General features: G+C 40.1%; 21 protein-coding genes and 1 tRNA gene. 17 read left to right on the forward strand and 5 right to left on the reverse strand.

The window, feature by feature from the left end; genetic code table 11:
* Window positions 1-13: 13 nt before the first annotated feature.
* From R0J88_RS12715 to R0J88_RS12725, 3 genes are all read right to left on the reverse strand, one after another.
* A complete protein-coding gene (locus R0J88_RS12715; RefSeq protein ID WP_410900098.1) occupies window positions 14-1,816 on the reverse strand; it encodes a DEAD/DEAH box helicase in 1,803 nt (600 codons plus the stop codon).
* Window positions 1,817-1,975: 159 nt separating this feature from the next.
* Complete coding sequence (locus R0J88_RS12720) at window positions 1,976-2,239, reverse strand: GrxA family glutaredoxin (RefSeq protein WP_010555975.1); 264 nt, start codon at window positions 2,237-2,239, stop codon at window positions 1,976-1,978.
* Between the two features lie 127 nt (window positions 2,240-2,366).
* Window positions 2,367-2,861: a TlpA family protein disulfide reductase gene (locus R0J88_RS12725; RefSeq protein ID WP_410900099.1), complete on the reverse strand. Its 495-nt coding sequence runs from the start codon at window positions 2,859-2,861 to the stop codon at window positions 2,367-2,369.
* A gap of 300 nt (window positions 2,862-3,161) precedes the next feature.
* Between R0J88_RS12725 and R0J88_RS12730 the strand changes: the two genes are divergently transcribed.
* Both R0J88_RS12730 and R0J88_RS12735 read left to right on the forward strand, forming a co-directional pair.
* Window positions 3,162-3,689 carry a redoxin family protein gene (locus R0J88_RS12730; RefSeq protein WP_039036640.1) on the forward strand — a complete coding sequence of 176 codons (528 nt, stop codon included), beginning with the start codon at window positions 3,162-3,164 and terminating at the stop codon, window positions 3,687-3,689.
* A gap of 309 nt (window positions 3,690-3,998) precedes the next feature.
* Entirely contained in the window at window positions 3,999-4,445 is a 447-nt protein-coding gene (locus R0J88_RS12735) for an Hsp20 family protein (RefSeq protein ID WP_410900100.1), read from the forward strand.
* Window positions 4,446-4,509: 64 nt separating this feature from the next.
* Here R0J88_RS12735 and R0J88_RS12740 read toward each other — a convergent pair whose 3' ends face one another.
* Together R0J88_RS12740 and R0J88_RS12745 are read right to left on the reverse strand one after the other, a co-directional pair.
* Window positions 4,510-6,066 (reverse strand): cryptochrome/photolyase family protein, encoded by a 1,557-nt coding sequence (locus R0J88_RS12740; RefSeq protein ID WP_410900101.1) that lies wholly within the window; start codon window positions 6,064-6,066, stop codon window positions 4,510-4,512.
* Between the two features lie 164 nt (window positions 6,067-6,230).
* A complete protein-coding gene (locus tag R0J88_RS12745) occupies window positions 6,231-6,692 on the reverse strand; it encodes a globin (protein ID WP_410900102.1) in 462 nt (153 codons plus the stop codon).
* Between the two features lie 390 nt (window positions 6,693-7,082).
* Between R0J88_RS12745 and R0J88_RS12750 the strand changes: the two genes are divergently transcribed.
* From R0J88_RS12750 to R0J88_RS12820, 15 genes are all read left to right on the forward strand, one after another.
* A tRNA-Met gene (locus tag R0J88_RS12750) sits at window positions 7,083-7,159 on the forward strand.
* Window positions 7,160-7,441: 282 nt separating this feature from the next.
* Window positions 7,442-7,897 (forward strand): ribosome maturation factor RimP, encoded by a 456-nt coding sequence (rimP, locus tag R0J88_RS12755; RefSeq protein WP_006793371.1) that lies wholly within the window; start codon window positions 7,442-7,444, stop codon window positions 7,895-7,897.
* Between the two features lie 39 nt (window positions 7,898-7,936).
* Window positions 7,937-9,436: a transcription termination factor NusA gene (gene nusA, locus R0J88_RS12760; protein ID WP_006793372.1), complete on the forward strand. Its 1,500-nt coding sequence runs from the start codon at window positions 7,937-7,939 to the stop codon at window positions 9,434-9,436.
* A gap of 25 nt (window positions 9,437-9,461) precedes the next feature.
* Window positions 9,462-12,119 (forward strand): translation initiation factor IF-2, encoded by a 2,658-nt coding sequence (gene infB, locus R0J88_RS12765; RefSeq protein WP_006793373.1) that lies wholly within the window; start codon window positions 9,462-9,464, stop codon window positions 12,117-12,119.
* Between the two features lie 109 nt (window positions 12,120-12,228).
* A complete protein-coding gene (gene rbfA / locus R0J88_RS12770; protein ID WP_006793374.1) occupies window positions 12,229-12,675 on the forward strand; it encodes a 30S ribosome-binding factor RbfA in 447 nt (148 codons plus the stop codon).
* 14 nt (window positions 12,676-12,689) lie between these two features.
* Complete coding sequence (gene truB, locus R0J88_RS12775; protein WP_410900103.1) at window positions 12,690-13,634, forward strand: tRNA pseudouridine(55) synthase TruB; 945 nt, start codon at window positions 12,690-12,692, stop codon at window positions 13,632-13,634.
* A gap of 109 nt (window positions 13,635-13,743) precedes the next feature.
* Window positions 13,744-14,013: a 30S ribosomal protein S15 gene (gene rpsO, locus R0J88_RS12780; RefSeq protein ID WP_006793376.1), complete on the forward strand. Its 270-nt coding sequence runs from the start codon at window positions 13,744-13,746 to the stop codon at window positions 14,011-14,013.
* 330 nt (window positions 14,014-14,343) lie between these two features.
* Window positions 14,344-16,470, forward strand: coding sequence for a polyribonucleotide nucleotidyltransferase (gene pnp / locus R0J88_RS12785; RefSeq protein WP_010555982.1), 2,127 nt, complete (start codon window positions 14,344-14,346; stop codon window positions 16,468-16,470).
* Window positions 16,471-16,679: 209 nt separating this feature from the next.
* A complete protein-coding gene (gene nlpI / locus R0J88_RS12790; protein WP_006793380.1) occupies window positions 16,680-17,558 on the forward strand; it encodes a lipoprotein NlpI in 879 nt (292 codons plus the stop codon).
* Between the two features lies 1 nt (window position 17,559).
* Window positions 17,560-18,669 carry a hypothetical protein gene (locus tag R0J88_RS12795; RefSeq protein WP_410900104.1) on the forward strand — a complete coding sequence of 370 codons (1,110 nt, stop codon included), beginning with the start codon at window positions 17,560-17,562 and terminating at the stop codon, window positions 18,667-18,669.
* A gap of 200 nt (window positions 18,670-18,869) precedes the next feature.
* Complete coding sequence (locus tag R0J88_RS12800; protein ID WP_248518442.1) at window positions 18,870-21,662, forward strand: monovalent cation/H+ antiporter subunit A; 2,793 nt, start codon at window positions 18,870-18,872, stop codon at window positions 21,660-21,662.
* On the forward strand, window positions 21,662-22,015 hold the full coding sequence (locus R0J88_RS12805; protein WP_006793383.1) for a Na+/H+ antiporter subunit C: 354 nt from the start codon (window positions 21,662-21,664) through the stop codon (window positions 22,013-22,015). Before R0J88_RS12800 ends, R0J88_RS12805 begins: the two co-directional genes overlap by 1 nt.
* Entirely contained in the window at window positions 22,012-23,529 is a 1,518-nt protein-coding gene (locus R0J88_RS12810; protein WP_305397867.1) for a monovalent cation/H+ antiporter subunit D, read from the forward strand. Before R0J88_RS12805 ends, R0J88_RS12810 begins: the two co-directional genes overlap by 4 nt.
* Window positions 23,529-24,065 (forward strand): Na+/H+ antiporter subunit E, encoded by a 537-nt coding sequence (locus R0J88_RS12815; protein ID WP_006793385.1) that lies wholly within the window; start codon window positions 23,529-23,531, stop codon window positions 24,063-24,065. The genes R0J88_RS12810 and R0J88_RS12815 overlap by 1 nt, the downstream gene beginning before the upstream one ends.
* Window positions 24,059-24,328, forward strand: a complete 270-nt coding sequence (locus tag R0J88_RS12820; protein WP_006793386.1) for a K+/H+ antiporter subunit F — start codon at window positions 24,059-24,061, stop codon at window positions 24,326-24,328. Before R0J88_RS12815 ends, R0J88_RS12820 begins: the two co-directional genes overlap by 7 nt.
* Window positions 24,329-24,337 lie beyond the last annotated feature (9 nt).

The raw sequence follows: 24,337 nt of genomic DNA on the forward strand, positions 1-24,337 counted from the left end.
AAAGATCTGTTGCTTACTTAGCGGTAAAGCTAACTGGGCGACGTTCTTTACGAGGTCCGCTACGCTTATCACCGCGTGGGCCATCGTTACGTTTTCTATCACCAGATGGGCGTTCGCCACGTGGTTCAGCTGGGCCTTGATCTTGTGTAATTGTCATACCCATTGGGCGTTTACAAATAAACACTTTTTGGAAATGATCCAGTACATCTTTAGGCATGTTTTGTGGTAACTGAACAGTGCTGTGTTGATCGTGTAAACGAATGTCACCAATAAACTTGCTTGAGATATCAGCTTCGTTAGCAATTGCGCCAACAATGTTCTTAACCTGAACACCATGCTCACGACCCACTTCGATACGGTAAGTATCCATAGGGCCTGCATCACGGCTGTTACGCTCGCGAGGTTTACGCTCAGCGCGTTCACCACCACGTTCGTTACGACGTCCGCGATCACCACGGTCATTACGTGGGCTGCGTTCGTTACGCTCACGTGGTTGAATTTTAACTTCTTCAACTTTGATTGGCGACTGTTGCTGCGCTAAACACAGTAAAGCACCCGCTAAGCTTTCAAGAGGAAGGTCAAGTTTTTCAGCCATGTTAGTAGCAACGTCGTTAAAGAACGTAATGTCTTTGTTTTCAAGCGCAATACTTAATTTTGCTTGTAACGCAGCGATACGTTTTTCTTCAACAACTTTAGCTGTTGGTAATTCAACCTGAGCAATTTCAGACTTAGTATGACGAATGATATTTTTAAGTAAGTAACGTTCGTTATGCTTAACAAATAAAATTGCTTTACCAGTACGACCTGCACGACCTGTACGACCAATACGGTGAACGTAGGCTTCAGAATCTTGTGGAATGTCGTAGTTGATAACTAAGCTTAAACGGTCTACATCGAGACCACGAGCTGCTACGTCAGTTGCAATAACAACGTTCAGCATGCCACTTTTTAAGCGGTCAACAGTGCGTTCACGTGCTTGCTGGTTCATGTCACCATTAAGCGGAGCTGCAGAGAAACCTTCGCGCTCTAATAATTCAGCAAGTTGAACGGTATCGTTACGTGTACGTACGAAAACAATAGCACCTTCGTATTGCTCAGCTTCTAAAAAGCGAACAATCGCTTTGTTTTTATGTACGCTTGCGTTCCAAAACACTTGCTCAACAGACGATACTGTCGAGTTACGCGCAGAAATATGAACCTGTTCAGGGTTATTCATATATTTGCTGCTGATGTTTTGAATTTGCTTAGGCATGGTCGCAGAGAAAAGACATGTTTGCTTTTCGCGCGGTGTTTTTTCCATGATGTTTTCAACATCATCGATAAAGCCCATACGTAACATTTCATCGGCTTCATCAAGTACAAGTGCTTGAAGAGCATCAAACTTGATAGTGCCACGGTTAATATGATCGATTAATCGACCCGGAGTAGCAACAATGATTTGAGCGCCACGACGAAGTGCGCTTAATTGAATGCTGTAGCTTTGACCACCGTATAGTGCTAATACTTCAACACCACGAGTACCTTTTGCATATTGTTCAAATGCCTCAGCAACTTGGATCGCAAGCTCACGTGTAGGTGTGAGTACAAGGATCTGTGGCTGTTTCACAGACGGGTTAATATTGTTTAGTAACGGCAGTGCAAATGCTGCGGTTTTACCTGTACCCGTTTGTGCTAGTCCCAGTACGTCCTTTCTTTCTAGCAATAACGGTATACATTGAGCTTGGATTTCAGATGGTGTCTTGTAACCCAACTCTTCAACTGCCTTCAAAATTGCAGGAGAAAGATTTAGAGATTCAAACGTGACTGGTTCTGACATTAATACGCCTCAACGAATTTAAAGAGGCGCGCATTATATAGGATTAGCGAGGCAAATGCTTGTATAAATTAAAACTAATTTGTATGTGCTTGATGTTGGTTGAAATTTAACCAGTCCAATTGTGGGATTATTGAACTGGTTAACAAATTTAATGCACGACTATTTGTACAAGCCTAGGTTTTCTTTTGCATAAGCTTCAAATTCGGTAAAACCGCCAATGTGACTTTGATCAACAAAAATTTGCGGGACAGTAGGGCAAGGTTTACCTGCTGACTTCTCTAAATCGGCTTTGCTTATGCCTTCTTTTATGATGTCGATGTAACGAAATTTAAAATCATCGCGCTCGTTGGCAAGTTGCTCTGCAACATCTTTGGCACGAACACAAAATGGGCAGCCTTCACGGCCAAAAATTACTGTAAGCATAGTGCTCTCCTTTATTTGATTGAATTTAGTTTAAATGATTAAAAAATATAATAAAGCGCAAAAAAGTGATTGTGCCATTCTATTATTGCGATGAACATTAATTTGACCGAGTCATGGACGGCATAATTCACCACGTCCTTGCCGCTATTCCTAATTGGGTTGAATAGCCCATTGCGTGTGCTGTTATCTGTAAATTTGAATTTATTACGTAGTAAGTTGGAAAAGCGCTTACTTTATAATTTGATTGGGTATATTGATTACCAAGAAGTATGGGCATACTTAGGTTTAAGTCATCAATAAATTGAGTAACTTGTTGCTCATTTTTATAATCAAGGGCAATACCAATTACATTAATGTCTGAGTTTATTAAGGTGCTTTGTAAGTTGGGCATGCTGTAGCGGCATATTGTGCACCAAGGAGCAAAGAAATACACAATGGTTGTTCTCCCTTCAAGCTCTGCAATACTAAATCTTTCGTTATTTTTATTTAAAATAGGCAAGTTAAAATAAGGGGCAGGAGTATGGTTTGTTTCAAGTAAATTACGAGTTTGGTAGGCACTTGCTAAGTAAAACACGAGTATTGCTAAACTTAAATTTATTAACGTGCTACGTATTAATGCCATTGATTTTATCTGACCTATTTATAATTAAAAGCCAACCCTAACATAAATGCTAAGCAGCCACTGTTATTAGACAGGCAGAGCTTTAGCGTTTGCTTGTGTATCAAGCCCAGTTGCTAATAAAGCCTATGTTAAAGTTTCACTGCTTTACACAAATCAGGCCTTTAGCTAATAAGGTCTGCTGATTACGTTAGAAATTTCCTGATTACATTTTAATGGTTGAATTTATAACTTTAACCCTAAGCTCTATATTTGAGACGAACATATAGAATATGTTTTTTAACTGCAAAGGAGATCAAGATCATGAGCAATTATTTACAACCAGCAATGAAAATGCCTTCACTTAAAGTTAAAGATAATGAGAACAACCTTGCTGACGTGTCGGCTCGACAGACAGATTTACCCTGGAAAATGATAGTAATCTATCGCGGAAAGCATTGTCCATTATGTACTAAACAACTTAATGCGCTTGCTAAAATGAATGATAAATTTAAAGATGCAGGGGTAGAGATTGCCGCTGTTAGTGGTGACAGTCACGCACAATTAACAGAGCATCTAAACGATTTACACGTTAATTTTCCTCTTTATAGTGGGTTATCATTAGCTCAAATGACTGATTTAGGCCTGTATATTAGTGAACCACGCAGTGAAAAAGAAACCGATCACCCATTTGCTGAACCTGCTATTTTTGTAATTAACGAGCATGATCAAATTCAGATACTAGATAAATCAAATGCACCTTTTTCACGCCCTGATTTAAATGATTTGTTGGCTGGCATTGAATTTATTCGCGAAAACGATTATCCAATTCGTGGCACATTAACACACTAATTAGCGATGAATACTTAGCGCTAATCTACAATACTGAACAACCATTTTGAGGAATTAAAAGCATTTGACTTTTTAATGCCTCAAAATGGGTTACTAATTTCACTAGTTTATAAAATGAGGAATTTTTTTTAATATTTTAATTTATTTACTTGAAAACATTTTTACCGTCCATATATAGTTTAGTAGGACGCCTGATGGGTCCTAAACTAAACTTAAACAATTGAAATTTATATTATTAATTTATATTTGTTAGCGCTTGTTCAAATGAAAAGTGCAAACAAAATATCGCTTAAATATGAGGATATTATTATGCGTACAGTAGACTTATCACCACTTTATCGTTCATTCATTGGATTTGATCATTTAGCGTCTTTAATGGATGCTGCGGCGAATACAGACAAGCAGCCGAGCTTTCCTCCTTACAACATTGAAGCACTCGATCAAGACAGATACCAAATCACTATGGCTGTTGCCGGATTTAGCGACAACGAGCTAAGCATTGAGTCAGAAAATAACACATTAAAAGTATCGGGTATAAAAGCTAATAAAGATGAAAAAAAAGAACGTAAGTTTATTCATCAAGGAATTGCAGAACGCAATTTCGAGCGAAAGTTTCAGCTAGGAGACCATGTTAAAGTACTTGGCGCCGACTTAGCAAACGGCTTACTTACTATAGAGCTTAAGCGCGAAATACCTGAAGCATTAAAACCGCGCAAAATTGAGATCGGCCAAGGACGTTTATTAGAAGATAGCTAATCTGGTTTTAACAACATTTTTTCCCTGATTATTTGGCCGCCTCTTCTGAGGCGGCTTTTTTGTGTCATAAAGACTCAATGTTATTTATGTAGTGTGTAGCTTGATTAAGTGTGTCTTCGCGTAATTCATCGCTTTGCTTATCCCAATTTCTATAAACCATGCCTATGCGTGGATTTTTCTCTAGTTTTTCGCGGTGTGTTTGCATAAAACGCCAATATAAACTGTTCAGTGGGCAAGCTTTACCCCCCACTTTTTGTTTCACGTCGTATTGACAATTTTTGCAGTAGTCGCTCATTTTATTGACGTAATTACCACTTGCAGCATAAGGTTTAGTGGCAATAATTCCATCGTCTGCAAATTGGCTCATTCCACGTGTGTTAGGCATTTCAACCCACTCAATGGCATCTATATAGACACCTAAGTACCAGTTATCAACTTCGTCAGGGTTTATTCCGCTGAGTAAACAAAAGTTACCAATGATCATCAAACGCTGTATATGATGAGCATAGGCAGTATCTAAGCTTTGCTTTAATGAGTGGCTCAAACAGTTCATTTTTGTATTACCATCCCAAAAATATTGAGGGAGCTTATTATTGGCTTTTAGTTGATTTTTAGTCGCGTAGTCGGGCATGTTTACCCAATAAACAGCACGAACGTATTCTCGCCAACCGAGTATTTGTCTGGTAAACCCTTCAACTTGTGAAAGAGATATCTCGTCAGGCCGTTGCTCGAATTCAGATATTACACGTTTGATTACATACAAGGGGTGAAGAAGTTTAGTGTTTAGGGCAAAAGAGAGCCTGCTATGGTAAAGACTGGTATTGTCTTTACTTTGATCTGTCATTGCATCCTGAAACTTACCAAAATTGACAAGTAAATGCTCACAAAAGTATTCAAGAGACTCTTTGGCTTGCTTACGTGACGTAGACCATTCGAGTTTTCCTTCTTTAATTTCTCCAAAGTAAGCGATGTTGTGTTTTTTTAAACGAGCGAGGATATGACTTACATCGTTTTTAAATAATTTAGGCTCTGGGATAGATTTTAAGTCTTGCTTAGAGAATTTATTGCGGTTATTACAGTCGTAGTTCCATTTACCGCCAGCTGGCTTATCGTCCTCCATTAATAAATCATATCGTTTACGCATAGCACGATAAAAGTGCTCCATGGTCACGTGCTTATCTTTTTTGAATCGATCTTTAATTTCGCTAAAGGGCAGTAAAAAATGCTCTGAGTCATATGCTGATACATTTATTTCGGATGATTTTTCAAAATCAGCTAATTGCGATTTTAACCTAAATTCGTCTGGGTATAAGTATTCTATGCAGGAGCAGTTATATTCCTTAGCAACACGATTTAGTAGTGCGGGTAGGTGTTTATCTTCGTGTGTGTCGTCTAGGGTTAAGTGCAATACATTGAAACCTGCAGATTTTAACGCAGTTGCAAAGTTTTCCATTGCATTAAAAAAAGCACAAAGCTTTTGCACATGGTGTTTAACGTAATTGGTTTCTTGTTTTAATTCTGCGATAAGGTAGAGAACACCGTCCTCTTTACTTTTAAGCCAAGAATGAGAAGGATTGAGTTGATCGCCTAAAATGAGTCTTAAGGTTCTGTAAGTCGCCATGATTAAACCAAAATTGAAATTTGTACGAGGGTGTCTGCTTAATCGATCGCTGTAATTTTAATAACAAATTGTATAATTTGAGCTTTATTTAAATATTCGCTAATGAGTGTATAACCACTCATCAAGCATCAAATTTGATATGAGTAGGCTCAATTAAAAGCGCCTTAGTTATTATTGCTTTGCTTTTGTTTAGAAAGTTGGGTTAAGCACACCACGTTAGAGACGTTAAACAGCGTATCATTCGTATAGCGTTCAAAGTAAGTAAGCACTTTGCGCCATGCTAAATGACTTTCTTCATTAAAAAACCGACCTAAATGTTCAACTAATGTTACATAAAATATATCAGTCAGAGGTTTAATATCACTCTGCTGAATATTTAATTTTTTTAAAAACTGTAAGTGATGGCTCAGAAATGGAGCAACCGATGATGGATTATCAATATTTTTGATTATGCGGTCTAAGGTACAATATAAAATATAACTTTTTTCGTTAAACTGTTCAGCTGTTAGCGTGTTCATCGAAATATCTGACTCTACAAGCTTTCTATGAAAACGCGCGGTAAATGCATGAAAGTTTGGTTTTATGATGCCAATACTTTTTAATAAAACAGATTTATGTGAATTCATCAGAGCCTCACAGAAGATTAAAAACTTATTTTTTTATTTTTATTATTATAGCTCGCGTAACAAAAATTACACGTTTTTTGATATAAAAGTATTAATTTGTTGATAACTTTTTGAGTTCTATTGTTTTTCAAATAAAAGTGAGAGTAGTTATTAATTCCATTATTGTGATTTCACTAGGCTTAACTAGCAAATGATTAGCCGTTTAAAATAAGTTTATACCCATAATAGGTATAATGTTTTATTTCCTTATATCTGATTTGAACTGTATTTCCAAAGTTATTGGTTATTATGGTTGCTAATTATCCCCAACATCCCTATAATAGCGGCCATTGTTTAGTCTGTTTTAAAACAGCTAACAGCGATGTTAAATCAAGGTTTGATATCTATTGGCGCGGGATGGAGCAGCCTGGTAGCTCGTCGGGCTCATAACCCGAAGGTCGTCGGTTCAAATCCGGCTCCCGCAACCAATTCTACTAATAAGTGAAAACTTATTAATTTATATCGCGCATTCTATGTAATGCGCGTTTTGCGTTTAAGCTAATGTAGTTTAATTTGGTCAGTTACTGACTCGCAACCAAGCTCGGCCCTAGGCCACACAGTTTTGTGCTTTATTGGTGTGACGCCCCGCTTGGTTCGGGGCGTTGTTGTATCTGCACCTTTCTTAATTTATGGCTGTTGTCATTAAATTAAAATTTAAACTCAGTATTTTAGGGCTATAAGCCCTTTTTTTGTTTGTATGGAGGATTTTCGTGACAAAACTTGAACAAGATTTAGTAACCATGTTAACGCCTGCGGTAGAAATGTTAGGCTTTGAGTTACATGGTCTTGAATTTGTACAAGCGGGTCGCCATTCTACCTTAAGAGTATATATTGCTCATGAGGATGGGATCTCAGTTGATAACTGTGCGGACGCTAGTCGCCAAATTAGTGCGATTTTAGATGTCGAAGACCCAATTACAAATGAATATGATTTGGAAGTGTCGTCTCCTGGTGTTGATCGTCCATTATTCAAACAAGATCACTACGAGCAGGCGCAAGGAGAGGAAGTACGCGTGCGTACTAAACTTCCACAAGACGGTCGTCGAAATTTTAAAGGCGACTTAATAGCAGTTAGCAGCGATATGATCACACTATCTAGTGATGGTGTAGAGCATTTGATCATGCTTAGTAATATAGAACGTGCGAATTTAATCGCAAAGTTTTAAATTCGAGTGCGAAGGAATAGGGCAAGCGAGGCATTACCCATGGCAAAAGAGATATTATTGGTTGCTGAAGCCGTTTCCAATGAGAAAGCGGTTCCAAAAGAAAAGATTTTTGAAGCATTAGAGTTCGCATTAGCGACTGCGACAAAGAAAAAACACGATGGTGAAATTGAAGTACGTGTATCAATTGACCGTAAAACAGGCGATTACGATACGTTCCGCCGCTGGCAGATTGCTGAAGTATTAGAGGATGGTTCATTAGAAAATCCTTACAGCGAAATAACATTAGAAGCTGCGCAGGTTGAAGAGCCTGACTTACAGCTAGGTGATTTTGTTGAAGAGCAAATTGATTCAATCAAATTTGACCGCATCACAACACAAATGGCCAAACAAGTAATCGTACAAAAAGTACGTGAAGCTGAGCGCGCTTTAGTTGTTGACGCATATAAAGACCAAGTGGGTGAGTTAGTAACAGGTGTTGTTAAAAAAGCAACACGTGATTCAATCGTACTTGATTTAGGCAATAACGCTGAAGCAGTTATTTACCGTGATGACATGCTACCACGCGAAAACTTCCGTCCAGGCGACCGTATCCGTGGTCTTTTATACGAAGTTAAGCCAGAAGCACGCGGTGCACAGTTATTTGTAACGCGTTCTAAGCCAGAAATGCTGATGGAATTATTCCGCATTGAGGTGCCAGAAATTGGCGAAGAAATGATTGAACTTCGCGCTGCTGCACGTGATCCAGGTTCGCGCGCTAAAATTGCTGTTAAGTCAAACGACAAGCGCATTGATCCAATTGGGGCATGTGTTGGTATGCGTGGAGCTCGTGTTCAAGCTGTTTCGTCTGAACTTGGTGGTGAGCGTGTTGATATCGTTCTTTACGATGACAACCCTGCACAATTTGTTATCAATGCAATGTCGCCAGCTGAGGTTGCTTCAATAGTATTAGATGAAGACACTCATTCGATGGATATCGCTGTAGAAGCCGATAATCTAGCACAAGCGATTGGTCGTAATGGTCAAAATGTTCGTTTAGCAAGCCAGTTAACTGGTTGGGAACTAAACGTTATGACTGTTGACGAGATGCGTACTAAAAATGAAGCGGAATCAGATAAGTTACTTAACTTATTTACTGAAAATTTAGATATCGATGATGAGTTTGCAACCTTACTTATCAACGAAGGTTTCTCAACACTTGAAGAAGTGGCGTACGTGCCAGCCTCTGAGTTTTTAGAAATTGACGGTCTTGACGAAGAAACGGTGGATGTTTTACGTTCACGCGCTAAAGATGCATTAACAACTAAAGCACTAAAAACGGAAGAAAGCTTAGAAGGCGCAGAGCCAGCTGAAGACTTACTTGCGCTTGAAGGCTTAGAGCGTCATCTAGCATTTGTAATGGCAAGTAAAGGTGTTGTAACACTTGAAGACTTGGCTGAGCAAGGTATTGACGAGCTAGTCGATATCACAGAGCTTTCATCTGAACAAGCAGGTGAGCTGATTATGGCTGCACGAAACATTTGTTGGTTTGCAGACGAGTAATTTATTAACGGAGGTATTACACACTATGGCAGAAGTAAATGTTGAAAAACTAGCCGGCGATATAGGTACAACTGTTGATAAATTGCTACAGCAATTTTCGCAAGCGGGTATCACTAAGCAGGCAACTGATAATGTAACTGAAGCTGAAAAAGCAACGTTACTTGATCATTTAAGCAAATCACATGGCGGCACGGGCTCTGAAGGCCCTGCACGCATGACTTTACAGCGTAAGAGCAAAAGCACATTAAATGTGACTGGCTCTACAGGTAAAGCGAAGGCGGTTCAGGTTGAAGTTCGCAAAACACGTACATACGTGAAGAAAAGCGCGATGGAACAAGAGCAAGAGCAGCAACGCTTAGCCGCTGAAGAAAAAGCCCGTCTTGAAGAGCAGCAAAAAGCTGAACAAGCTGCAGCTGAGTTAAAGGCAAAACAAGAGGCAGAACGTAAAGCGAAAGAAGACGCTGATCGTAAAGCCAAAGAAGAAGCTAAACGTAAAGCAGACGCTGAACGTAAAGCGAAACAAAAGCAGATGACCCCAGAGCAAAGTGCTAAGTCTGAGAAAGATCGCATCGAAGCTGAGCGTCTGCAAAAAGAAGCAGAAGAGGCCGCATTGAAGAAAGCTGAAGAAGAAGCGAAACGTCAGGCAGAAGAAGCAAGAAAACTAGCTGAAGAAAACTCGGCTCGTTGGAAGAAAGAAGAGGAAGAGCGTAAGAAGCGTGAAGAAACAGCAGATCACCACCTTACGACTTCAACTTACGCACGTGAAGCAGAAGATGTAGCTGATGCTCGTGAAGAGCAAGGCTCTCGCCGTGCTAAGAAAAAGAAAAAAGCGCCAGCAAAAGATAAGTTTGCAGCGTCTAAGGGTAAAAAAGGTAAGCTAAAAGCACCTGCATCATTACAACATGGTTTCCAAAAACCAACAGCTGATGTAAAAAATGAAGTACGTATTAGCGAAACAATTACAGTTGCTGAGCTTGCATCACGCATGGCTGTTAAAGGCGCTGAAGTTGTAAAAACAATGATGAAAATGGGTGACATGGTTACAATTAACCAAGTTATTGACCAAGAAACTGCGCAACTTGTAGCAGAAGAAATGGGCCATAAAGTTATCATCGTTAAAGAAAACGAATTAGAGCAAACAGTACTTAACGACCGTCATGAAGATGGTAAGTCAGAGCCTCGTGCTCCAGTTGTTACTGTAATGGGTCACGTTGACCATGGTAAAACATCAACGCTTGATTACATTCGTTCAGCAAAAGTTGCTTCAGGCGAAGCTGGTGGTATTACGCAGCATATTGGTGCATACCATGTTGAAACAAATGGCAACATGATCACATTCTTAGATACTCCGGGTCATGCCGCGTTTACATCAATGCGTGCTCGTGGTGCTAAAGCAACAGATATTGTAATCCTAGTAGTTGCAGCCGATGATGGTGTAATGCCACAGACTAAAGAAGCGGTACAGCATGCTCGCGCAGCGGGTGTTCCTTTAATCATTGCTGTGAACAAAATGGATAAAGAAGGCGCAGATCCAGATCGCGTTAAGAACGAGCTAGCACAGCTTGACGTTATCCCAGAAGAATGGGGCGGCGACACGCAGTACGTTCATATCTCAGCTAAAACAGGCTTGGGTATTGATGAACTACTTGAAGCAGTACTTATGCAATCTGAGCTATTAGAACTAACTGCACCAAGTCAAGGTATGGCTGCAGGTGTTGTAATTGAATCTCGTCTTGATAAAGGTCGTGGTCCAGTAGCATCTATCCTTGTTCAGTCAGGTACACTTAACCAAGGTGACATTGTATTATGTGGTCTTGAGTATGGCCGTGTTCGTGCTATGCGCGATGAAAACGGTAAAGATATCAAGTCTGCAGGCCCTTCTATTCCAGTAGAGATTTTAGGTCTATCTGGTATCCCTGCAGCCGGTGATGAAGCAACGGTAGTTAAAGACGAGCGTAAAGCGCGTGAAGTTGCATTATACCGTCAAGGTAAATTCCGTGATGTTAAATTAGCACGTCAGCAAAAAGCGAAACTTGAAAACATGTTTACTAACATGGCTGAAGGTGACGTTTCTGAAGTTAACGTGGTACTTAAAGCAGACGTTCAAGGTTCTATTGAAGCGATTTCTGATTCACTAACTAAGCTTTCTACTGACGAAGTAAAAGTGAAGATTGTGGGGTCTGGCGTTGGTGGAATCACAGAAACAGATGCAACGCTTGCTGCGGCATCTAACGCGATTGTTGTTGGCTTTAACGTTCGTGCTGATGCATCTGCACGCAAAGTGATTGATTCTGAGAACCTAGACTTACGCTACTACAGCGTTATTTACGCCTTAATCGAAGAAGTTAAGCAAGCGATGTCAGGTATGCTTGCACCAGAATTTAAGCAAGAAATTATTGGTCTTGCTCAGGTTCGTGACGTGTTCAAATCACCAAAAATTGGCGCAATTGCAGGTTGTATGGTGACTGAAGGTGTTATTAAGCGCAGCGCGCCTATCCGTGTACTACGTGATAACGTGGTTATATACGAAGGCGAACTTGAATCACTTCGTCGCTTTAAAGACGATGTGCAAGAAGTGCGTAATGGTATGGAATGTGGTATCGGTGTTAAGAACTACAATGACGTACGTGTTGGTGACCAAATCGAAGTATTTGAAACAGTTGAAGTACAACGTACTTTATAACAGTTAGCTCACTAAACAAATAAATGGGGGCTTAGCCCCCATTTGTGTATCTATTACTTAATTAGCTTATTATTAAATTTCAATAAGTTACATTTTTAGGACAAGTTTCATGAGAGAATTTTCTCGCACTGATCGTGTTGGCCAGCAAATCCAAAAAGAAATTGCTGTGATTTTACAACGCGAAATTAAAGATCCGCGCTTAGGCATGGTGACAGTGTCTGCGGTAGAAGTATCGCGCGATTTATCTTATGCAAAAATTTTCATCACTGTGTTTAACACAAAAGATGAAGATGCAGCAAAGCAAAGCGCAAAAGTACTTAACGAAGCTACGGGCTATATTCGTTCGCTTTTAGGCAAGCGTATTCGTGCTCGTATTATGCCAGAGCTAAAGTTTGTGGTTGATAATTCATTAATGGAAGGGATGCGTATCTCTAACTTAGTGGACACAATCATCAGAGAAGATAACGCAAAACACGTCAATGAAGACGATAGTAGTGTTGATGATGCGTCGAACTCAGGTGACAACATTAAACAAGCAGATGATAAAGATAGCTAAGAAGGCATATAGCGATGGCAAGACGCAGTAAGGGCCGTGCAATAGACGGGATTTTGTTGTTAGATAAACCCAAAGGTATTTCGTCAAATAAGGCATTACAGCAAGCAAAAGGTATATATTTTGCCCAAAAGGCGGGGCACACAGGTGCACTCGATCCGCTTGCTACCGGTATGCTGCCAATCTGTTTTGGTGAAGCGACTAAGTTTACTCAGTTTTTACTTGATACCGATAAAACCTATGTTGTGCGTGCTAAGTTAGGTGAAAGAACAACAACATCAGACTCTGATGGTGAAATAGTTCAGACGCGAGATGTAAATGTAACTATTGAGCAATTAAAGCAAGAAATTTCAGCGTTTTTAGGTGAATCTGATCAGTATCCATCGATGTATTCTGCGCTTAAGTATGAAGGGAAACCTTTGTATAAATATGCGCGTGAAGGGATTGAAGTTCCTCGAAAATGCAGAAAAATAAATGTATTTAGCCTAACGCTTGATGAGTTTGATGAAGCGAATAATGAAGTACAAATGACAGCTCACGTTTCTAAAGGGACTTACATTCGTACTATTGTTGATGACTTAGGTGAAAACTTAGGCTGTGGTGCCCATGTAATTATGCTTCATCGCTCGGCTGTTGGCCATTACCCCACAGATAAAATGGTATCGATAGAGCAGTTAGAATCGTTACTAGCTAAAGCAAAAGACGAAGAAACCGTTCCGTCAACCTACCTTGACGAACTGCTTTTGCCAATGGACACCGCTCTAGTTGATTTACCGGTTGTGGAAATCACTAAAGAGCAGGGTGTTTCATTTAGCCATGGGCAAGCTGTAGTTCTTGGTAAAGAATTACCTGATGGTGCAATAAAGGTATTAGCCGATGGTGTGTTTATAGGCACAGGCGAGAAAAACCCTGATGGCCATTTAAAATCAAAACGCGGTCTATCAAACCAGCAGGCAGAGTAAAGTTTAACTTGTAGTTATTATTATACTTGGTAGAATACGCCCGCTTAATCGTTTTGGCTGAATTAGTGATCGGCTAAGACACCTTTTAAATTTAATTTTTGGAGTTACTATGTCACTAAGCAATCAAGAAAAAATCGATATCATTGCTAAATTCGCACGTGCTGAAGGCGACACTGGTTCACCTGAAGTACAAGTAGCATTACTTACTTTTGATATCAACAAGCTTCAAGGTCACTTTGCTGATCACAAGCATGACTTCCACTCACGTCGTGGTCTGCTTCGTAAAGTAAGCACTCGCCGTAAATTGCTTGATTACCTTAAAGGTAAAGATATCTCGCGTTATACTGCACTAATCAAAGAACTTGGCCTACGTCGCTAAGAACTTGATTACGAGAAAAGGAGCTTTTTAGCTCCTTTTTTTGTGCCTGAAATTTAACAAATTGCATCGCAATGTCACCTTTAAAGCTATCTGTAGTCGCTCTCATTAATTCGAGCCAATTAGATGCCAAACACACAAACTAAAACTGTTTGCTGGACTCGCATTTTTACGTGGCTTTGGTATATACTGTGCGCGTAGATAAAAAGGTTTATCTACGGTTATTAACATCATTGCCAATTGTAGTACTTAATTGATTTCCAACTGAATACAATTATGTACTGTAATTGGTACTTTGATGGAACACTTATTTAGATTTAAAGGATATTTTAAGTGCAAGCAATTATAAAAGAATTTCAACTAGGTCAACACACTGTAACCCTAGAAACAGGTGCAATCGCACGTCAAGCAGACGGCGCAGTACTAGCAAGCATTGGCGATACGTCAGTACTAGTAACGGTTGTTGGTAAGCGTGAAGCACAGCCAGGTCAAGACTTCTTCCCACTAACAGTTAACTACCAAGAGCGTATGTACGCTGCAGGTCGTATCCCAGGTGGTTTCCTTAAGCGTGAAGGTCGTCCTAACGATGGCGAAACACTAATTGCACGTCTTATTGACCGTCCAATTCGTCCACTTTTTCCAAATGGTTTCGTAAACGAAGTACAAGTTATTGCAACTGTTGTATCTGTAAACCCTGAAATCCAACCTGATATGGTTGCGATGATTGGTACATCAGCAGCACTTGCTATCTCTGGCATCCCGTTCAGCGGTCCAATTGGTGCAGCTCGTGTTGGTTACATTGGTGGCGAATACGTTCTTAACCCAACGTTAAAAGAACTTGAAGAGAGCCAACTTGATTTAGTTGTTGCTGGTACTGATAACGCAGTACTTATGGTTGAATCAGAAGCAGACGTTCTTGCCGAAGACGTAATGCTAGGCGCGGTTGTATACGGCCATGAGCAATCACAGTCTATCATCAATGCTATTAACGAATTTAAAGCAGAAGCAGGCAAGCCTACTTGGGATTGGACTGCACCTGAGAAAAACGTATCGCTTGAAGAGAAAGTAGCTGAACTTGCCGCTGATAAAGTAGGCGAAGCTTACCGTATTACTGATAAAGTAGCGCGTAAAGAAGCACTTGGCGTAGCTAAAGATGCAGTTATCGAAGCACTTTCAAGCGAGCTTGCTGAAGGCGAAACGCTTGATAAGCAAGAAGTGGGTAAAGTATTCGGTTCACTCGAGAAGAAAATTGTTCGTGGCCGTATCGCTGCAGGCGAAAAACGTATCGATGGTCGTGAACCAGATATGATCCGTGCACTAGACGTAATGACTGGCGTATTACCGCGTACTCACGGTTCTGCTATCTTCACACGTGGTGAAACACAAGCATTAGTAACAGCAACGCTTGGTACAGAACGTGATTCACAGTTAATCGACGATTTAACGGGCACGCACAAAAACCACTTTATGCTTAACTACAACTTCCCTCCATTCTGTGTAGGTGAAACTGGTTTTGTTGGTTCACCTAAGCGTCGTGAAATTGGCCACGGTAACCTAGCTAAGCGTGGTATCCAAGCAGTAATGCCAACATTGACTGACTTCCCATATTCAATCCGTGTTGTATCTGAAATCACTGAATCAAACGGTTCATCTTCAATGGCGTCTGTGTGTGGTACATCACTAGCACTTATGAACGCGGGTGTTCCAATTAAAGCCTCTGTTGCAGGTATTGCTATGGGTCTAGTTAAAGAAGACGAGAAATTCGTTGTTCTTTCTGACATCTTAGGTGATGAAGATCACTTAGGTGACATGGACTTTAAAGTAGCGGGTACTACTAACGGTATCACTGCATTGCAAATGGATATCAAGATTGAAGGTATCACACAAGAAATCATGCAAATTGCGCTTAAACAAGCAAAAGCAGCACGTTTACACATATTAGAAGTGATGGACGAAGCGATTTCTGCTCCTTCTGAAGAGCTTTCAATGTTTGCTCCGCGCATTTACACAATGAAAATTCCACAGAAGAAAATTGCTGAAGTTATTGGTAAAGGTGGCGCTACTATTCGTCAACTTACTGAAGAAACAGGCACAACCATTGAAATCGGTGATGACGGTACAATCAAAATTGCCGCTACTGACGGTGAAAGCGCTGCAAATGCAATCAGCCGTATTGAGCAATTAACAGCAGAACTTGAAGTAGGTACTATCTACGAAGGTAAAGTTGTACGTATTGTAGATTTCGGTGCGTTTGTAAATATTCTTCCTGGTAAAGATGGTTTAGTGCATATTTCTCAAATTAGCACAGAGCGCGTTAATAACGTTGCTGATCACCTTAGCGAAGGTCAAGAAGTTAAAGTTAAAGTGCTAGAAGTAGACCGTCAAGGTCGTGTACGTCTTAGTATTAAAGAAGCAATGGAATCAGCTGCACCAGCGGCAGATGCGTCAACTGACGCTTAATTGCTAATACTCAATCCAGATATTTTCTGGATAATATAAAAGGGGGCTGTTTAGCCCCTTTTTTTATGCTTTAATGAGGGACTTGAATTTAAACATAGATTATTCAAGGAAGCTAAATTTCTTGCGATGATACATAGTGTATGTGCAACTATGAACCAAATCACTCGTCGTCAGTCATAATGCTACCAACCTTGGTATTAAGGATTTTAATGATTTTCAAACACATTGCTTTGGCGTCTTTTGCTATTTTGTCTTTAAGCGCTTGCCAAACAACAACCCAATCAGAATCAGCACCTGTAGTAAACGTGCCTTTCACTGCGCCCTTAGCGTCTGATTTTCGCAGTGAAATAGCTATCGCACGTTATTCAGAATTACTTAATAGAGCTGATTTAACGCCAGAGCAACAAGCAAAGTTATATTACGACCGCGGAGTGCTGTTCGATAGTTTAGGTATGACAACTTTATCGCGTATTGACTTTAACCGTGCGGTAAAACTTAAGCCTGACTTAGCTGAGGTGTATAATTTTTTAGGGATTCAACACACATTAATGCAGCAATATGAAAAAGCATATGAGCTTTTTGATTCTGCGTTAGAGCTAGATGAAGAACACGAATACGCTTACTTGAACCGCGGTATTGCGCTTTATTATGGTGATAGGCCCAGTATTGCAAAAACAGACTTCAGTCAATTTTTAGCGCGTTCTCCTAACGACCCGTATCGCGTTTTGTGGGTGTATTTAGCACAAGCTAAATTAGACAAAGATTCAGCAGTTGCTGAACTAAAAACTAACTCTAAGGCACTTGATGATTCGCAATGGGCATATCAGTTAATCTCACTTTTTGCGGGTGATATGAGTGAGCATGCATTTTTATCTGGTGTAAGTGATGGCGTGAAGTCAGAGCAAGAGTATGCCCAGCGTTTGTGCGAAGCCTATTTTTACTTAGCAAAGCTACATCAAGCAGCGGGTGATACCTATGTTGCCGCTGATTATTTTAGATTAGCACTATCTACTAATGTACATGAGTTTATAGAATATAAATATGCCCGCTTAGAGCTTGAACTTTTAATGGAAGCAGACGCAAGTTAGTGTGTTAAGAACAACATTAGCATTACTTTTTAGCTTGTTGGTTGCAGGGTCGAGCAACAGCTATGGTGGCATTGGCTTTTGGCAGGTATTAAATGCCAAAGCCGAACCGCTACAATTATATTGGCAGTTTCCTCGCTACTTTTTAGCAAATATAAATAAACTGCCTAAAAAGACTCTTGGCTTGCTTGCTAGGCATCACATACCTTCTGCTCAATACGAGTATTCTTTACACCTGATCAAAAAAGACCAAGCTGAAGCAGCGAAGTTATTTTGGCGACTGAGTTTACCAAAAATAAGTAATTTTCAGCTTGCCAAGTTAGCCCAGCAATTACTTGTTAATAAGCAGTGGGACGATCTTAAATTATTAAACACGTTAGGCTACCTAGAGCCTGGTTTTGTATTAAATCACCTTAACTTACACAATGGTGTTATTCACACACAGATCCCCGAACCATTTTTGCACTCATTGGGCTTTTTATCGTTAAACTCTATTATTGCGGTAAATAGAAAATGTCAGTTTAACGTTTTAACGATGAGCGATCATCGAAGTGGACTTTATAAGTTATCGGCATTAATCAAAACTTATAATAAAAATCCGGAGCCAAGACCGGACGCTTTTTGCTTTAGTAAGCCCGTGTATGTGGGTGGTGCTTTAAAGTGCAACAATAGCATGAGCAAAGCGGCTAATTGTGATTGGCAATCTACTTTAATAAATAAACAATTTTTAAGAAAATTCGATTTTGTTGTAATGATGCCCAAATATGGAAGTGCTAATGTTACCCGCGGCATTATGCAATTAAATTCAGACGCCAATTATGGGATTTTTTTGCATGAGCTAATGCACTTTAATGGCTTTGAAGATGAGTATGTTTTACCCAAAGCTAAGCAGGCTTGGCTGTGTAAAATGAGAGGCTTAGTTGCTCCTAACTTATATATTGCACAAAAAGATGAAAAATCACCAAAAGGTTGGCATAGAAGTAAAAGCTGCCAGAGTGGCGGTGTAGCCTACAAACCAAGTAAAGACTGGTCAATTCTAGAATATCAACAGATAAAGCTCTCTGATCAATACAGGGCCCTTTGGTTAGCACATATAGATAAAATTAAGCGTTAATATGTCTATAACCATTGGTTTTTAAGTCCCTATTTTCTCACTTAAAATTAACTCAACATGCTTCGCTTTTTATAGACAAAATATCTGTTATTGAGTATAACTATTACCATTAATGTCGTTTAAAAACAGGCAGTAAAAGCATCACTTAATGTATAAAAGTGGCGCCCTGATAAACTTATGATTATAAAAGGCCCTACATTATGACTTTGCTCTGGATACCCTTGTTATCCTTGATTGGCAGTGTTATTTCTGCATTCACAGGCAAACTTTCTCGCAATCAAAGTACATTTGCTACTGTGCTTGCACCGTTAACCGCTTTGGGGATTACTTTATACCATGCACCAGCGGTTCTTGCCGGTGAAACTATCCGCTATTCCTTAGCGTGGATCCCCTCTATTGGTCTTGATTTATCGCTTCGTATAGACGGTTTAAGCCTCTTGTTTATGTTTATGATATTAGGCATTGGTTTGCTTGTTATTGTATATACACGTTATTACCTCAGCGCCAATGACTCAATGGCTAAGCTTTATAGCTACTTAATGTTATTTATGACGGCAATGCTAGGCATTGTTATGTCTAATAACGTTATACAGCTATGGCTATTTTGGGAATTAACCAGTATCAGTTCTTTTTTATTGATAAGTTATTGGTGGCATAAATCTGAAGCGCGTAAGGGCGCGCGAATGGCTTTAGCCGTAACGGGTGCGGGTGGTTTAGCACTACTTGGCGGGTTAATGTTACTAGGTGATATTGTTGGCAGTTATGACTTGGATGTTATTTTGGCAAGTAAAGCCATTATCCAATCCCATGATTTATACGAGTTAGCACTTGTTTTAGTATTGCTGGGTGCATTTACTAAATCGGCTCAGTTTCCGTTTCATTTTTGGTTACCTCATGCAATGGCAGCACCTACGCCCGTTAGCGCTTACTTGCACTCAGCAACGATGGTTAAAGCCGGTATCTTTTTACTTGCGCGCTTTTATCCAGCTTTAGCTGGAACCGAAATGTGGTTTTTATTAGTTGGTTTAACTGGTTTAGCTACATTGTTATTTGGTGCTTACATAGCGTTATTTAAGCACGATTTAAAGGGGTTACTTGCGTATTCGACAATTAGCCATTTAGGTTTGATCACGCTATTGCTTGGCCTTGATACCGAGCTTGCAACGGTTGCAGCCATATTCCATATAATTAACCACGCAACATTTAAAGCGTCGTTATTTATGGCTACTGGTATTATTGACCATGAAACAGGCACGCGTGATATGCGTAAACTTAATGGTATGTGGCGGTTTATGCCTTATACCGCAACTCTTGCAATGGTTGCTGCTGCAGCTATGGCGGGTGTACCTCTACTCAATGGTTTCTTATCTAAAGAAATGTTTTTTGCCGAAACACTACATCAGCAAGTACTTGGATCTATGTCATGGTTAATACCGGTACTTGCAACGGTGGCAGGTGCATTTGCAGTAGCTTATTCAGCACGCTTTATTCACGATGTATTTTTTAACGGCGACCCAATAGACTTACCTAGAACACCGCATGAACCGCCACGTTATATGCGTGTGCCAATAGAAATACTGGTTGTGCTGTGTATTTTGGTGGGTATTTTCCCAAGCTTTACTGTTGATAGTATTTTATCTGCGGCGTCATTAGCGGTGTTAGGGGAAGCGATGCCAGAGTACAAGTTAACAATTTGGCATGGTTTTAATCTACCGTTACTGATGAGTGCAATGGCCGTTGTAGGTGGTTTGTTTATTTACGTGAATCGCAAATATTTATTTCAATTTCAGGCATCACTTCCCACACTTAATGCTAAAAAAACCTTTGAACGTGCAGTGCTGAGTGTAGTTGCATGGTGTCAGAGCAAGATTAACAGCACTGAAAATGGTTCTTTACAGCGCTATTTGGTTATTATGCTGGGTGTCGTTTTACTTTGTGCCGGTTGGCCATTATTTGAAATGCAACAATTAGCTGGCAGTATGCCGCGCACACCTGTTGATGTGCATAACGCAATTGGTGCTGGTTTATTAATAATTGGCGCAATAGCCACCGTTATTTGGCACAGGTCGAGAATGGTCGCACTGTTGATGCTGTCTATTGTAGGCTTAATGGTGTCGGTTTTATTCACTCGTTTTTCTGCGCCAGATTTAGCGTTAACTCAGCTTACTGTTGAGGTGGCCACTATTATATTGCTTATGCTTGCGTTGTTCTTTTTACCTCAGCATACGCCTAAAGAGTCTAGCTCGTTGCGAGTACTGCGCGACTTAGGAATCGCCTCTACTATTGGTGTAGTGGTTGCGAGTATTTGTTATGCGATATTAACGCGTCCGTTAAATTCTATTTCTGATTACTTTATCGCTAATGCCAAAACAGGTGGTGGCGGTACAAACGTGGTTAACGTTATTTTGGTCGACTTTAGGGGATTTGACACCCTAGGTGAAATAACGGTACTGGGTATAGCCGCATTAGGTATATTTAAAGTGCTTTCACGTATCCCATTATTTATGCCTGCCAGTGATAGCGAAGGACGTCCATGGGCGCGTGAGCGTTACCCAATATTACTTGCAAGTATTTCACAAAGCTTATTGCCGTTGGCGTTGTTAGTATCAGCGTATATATTCTTGCGTGGTCACAACTTACCAGGTGGTGGTTTTATTGCTGGTTTGGTTACGTCAATTGCTTTCATATTGCAGTACATGGCACATGGCTCTAACTGGATCACCGAGCGTTTTGACATCAACTACCGTAAAATTATTGCCTCGGGGATAGGTATCGCAATGTTTACCGGTGTAGGTAGCTGGTTCTTCGGTCGACCATTTTTAACCACGTGGTTTGATTACTTTGATATTCCGTTTGTAGGTAAAACAGAACTTGCTAGTGCAATTGTGTTTGACCTTGGCGTGTACCTCACTGTAGTAGGTGCAACATTAATGATTTTAGCTAGTTTGGGTAATATGACTTCCGATGCCCCTAAAAAAGAGGTGAATATTTAATGGAGCTATTATACGCATCGTGCGTTGGTGTATTAGTTAGCTGCGGTATATTTTTACTGTTGAGAGCACGGACGTTTCCTGTAGTACTGGGTCTTACCATGATTTCGTATGCAGTAAACTTATTTTTATTTTCATCGGGGCGTTTAACTATAAATAAAGCAGTGGTACTTGGTACCGGAGCTGATTACGCCGATCCACTTCCTCAAGCCTTGGTTTTAACCGCTATTGTAATTGGTTTTGCTATGACAGCATTTGTGGTTATTTTGGCTATTCGTGGACGTGCTGATTTAGGGAGCGATCATGTTGATGGAAGCCCAGTTAAATCAGCTGCTGTAGTTAAGGAGCAAAAATGATTCAACATTTAGCATCCTTACCTATTTTATTACCTATGCTTGCAGCGGTTATTTTGTTACTTCCACCGTGTGGTAAAAGTGTAAAAATTCGCCGTTACGCATCAAATGCTATGGCGCTTATTACGTTTGCCGTCAGTGTGTTTTTATTAATGCATATTTACAATACGGGTATCAGTGTTTATGCCATTGGTGATTGGTCGGCCCCTTTTGGGATAGTACTTGTGGCCGACAATTTATCAACATTACTCGTAGCACTAACCTCGTTTTTAGGGCTTGGGGCCATTTTATATGGCAGTGCGGGCGATGATGAAAAAGGGAGCTTTTATCACCCCCTAGTTCATTTCTTAGTATTGGGTGTTAACGGCGCTTTTTTAACGGGTGATTTGTTTAACCTGTTTGTATTTTTTGAAGTTTTACTTATTGCATCGTATGCATTACTTATGCACGGTGGCGACAAACAAAACACACGTGCAGCGCTACAATATGTCATTTTAAATTTAGTGGGCTCAAGTGTATTTTTAATAGGTTTAGGTATTTTATATGGCGTATTAGGTACATTGAATATAGCTGATATGGCGCAAAAGGTATCACAGCTTAATGGTGACGATGTATTTATTGCTAAAGCCGGTGGTTTATTACTACTTATTGTATTTGCTTTAAAAGGCGCATTATTGCCCCTACATTTATGGCTTCCTAATACGTATGCAAGCGCTAAACCTGTTGTTGCAGCCTTATTTGCTATTATGACTAAGGTGGGCGTATATGCCATGCTGCGTGTTTACACCGTTATATTTGGTGAACAGGCGGGTGCACTTGAGCACATGGTACAACCTTGGCTTTGGGGATTAGCAATTGCCACTATTATCGTCGGAGCTATGGGCGCAATAGCCGCGCAAGACTTGCGTAAGTTAACTGCTAATTTAGTTTTAGTGTCGGTAGGTACATTAGTTGCGCTAGTGGCTTTACAAAATGTAAATGCAACGGCTGCATTATTGTATTACCTAGTGCATTCAACATTAGTGAGTGCCGCGTTATTTTTATTAGCCGACTTAATTGCTAAGCAACGTGGTAAAGTTGCCGACAGGCTTGTTGGTGGGCGTGCAGTTAAACAGCCGCTTTTACTTGGAGCATGTTTTGTTGTTGCCGCTTTAACTGTGGTAGGTATGCCGCCGTTATCTGGCTTTGTGGGTAAAATATGGATACTAAAATCGACGTTAAATAGTGAGCAGGCTTTAGTATTTTGGCCAGTTTATTTAATAACAAGCTTTGTATTGCTAGTTGCACTTTCTCGTGCGGGTACAAGCTTGTTTTGGGAAAGAAAAGATAAACGCAGCGAAAGCCCAGACTGCGCTGATGCAAACCCATTACAGGTTACGGTAATAATAGGGTTACTCGCATGTTCGCCATTATTAGTTATTTTTGGCGGGCCGATTAGCGAATACATGGTAGGTGCTGCTACGCAATTACATGATATTAGCGGTGGCATAAATGCTGTACTAAAAGGAGGCATGTAATGAGACTGCAAGCCCGTTTTCGTTGGTTACCAACACCATTTCGTAGCTTATTTTTGTTTATAGTATGGTTGTTGCTCAATAATAGTGTGTCGGTTGGTCATATTGTACTGGCAACATTTTTTGCTATTTTTATTCCTATTTTAAGCTTCTCGTTTAGAGACCCTCAGCCGCTTATATTAAAGCCAGGGTTAGCTCTAAAACAATTTTTAATTGTACTTTACGATATTATTGTAGCTAACTTACAGGTTGCGTTATTAATTGTTGGGCCTTCTAAAAAATTACGCCCCGCATTTATTAAAGTCCCCTTAGACTTAACACACGATATGCCGATTACAATTTTAGCAAGCAGTGTGTCGTTAACACCCGGTACTGTAAGTGCGGAGGTGTATCCTATTCCTGAATCGTTAGCACAGGGCGAGGAAATGACACAGCGTTATTTGCTCATACATGTACTTGACCTTGATAACGAAGCTGAGCTTATCAAGCATATTAAAAAGCGTTACGAAGCTCCACTAAAGGAGATATTTCAATGTTAGATACCGTATTACTTATCGTTTTTGCCATGATAGGGCTCTCTTTATTACTTAATTTGTGGCGCCTTATTATAGGGCCTTCGATTCCTGACAGAGTTTTAGCCCTTGATACTATGTATATTAATGTTATTGCACTTATTGTTTTATACAGCATAAGTATGGGAACAGGCTTGTATTTTGAGGCTGCATTGTTGATAGCTATGTTAGGGTTTGTAAGCACTGTTGCGGTGTGTAAGTATTTACTACGTGGCGATATAATTGAATAGGGTGGCAAG

It is taken from the genome of Pseudoalteromonas sp. SIMBA_162 (genome assembly GCF_046535955.1).
GTDB classification, from domain to species: Bacteria; Pseudomonadota; Gammaproteobacteria; order Enterobacterales; family Alteromonadaceae; genus Pseudoalteromonas; species Pseudoalteromonas marina.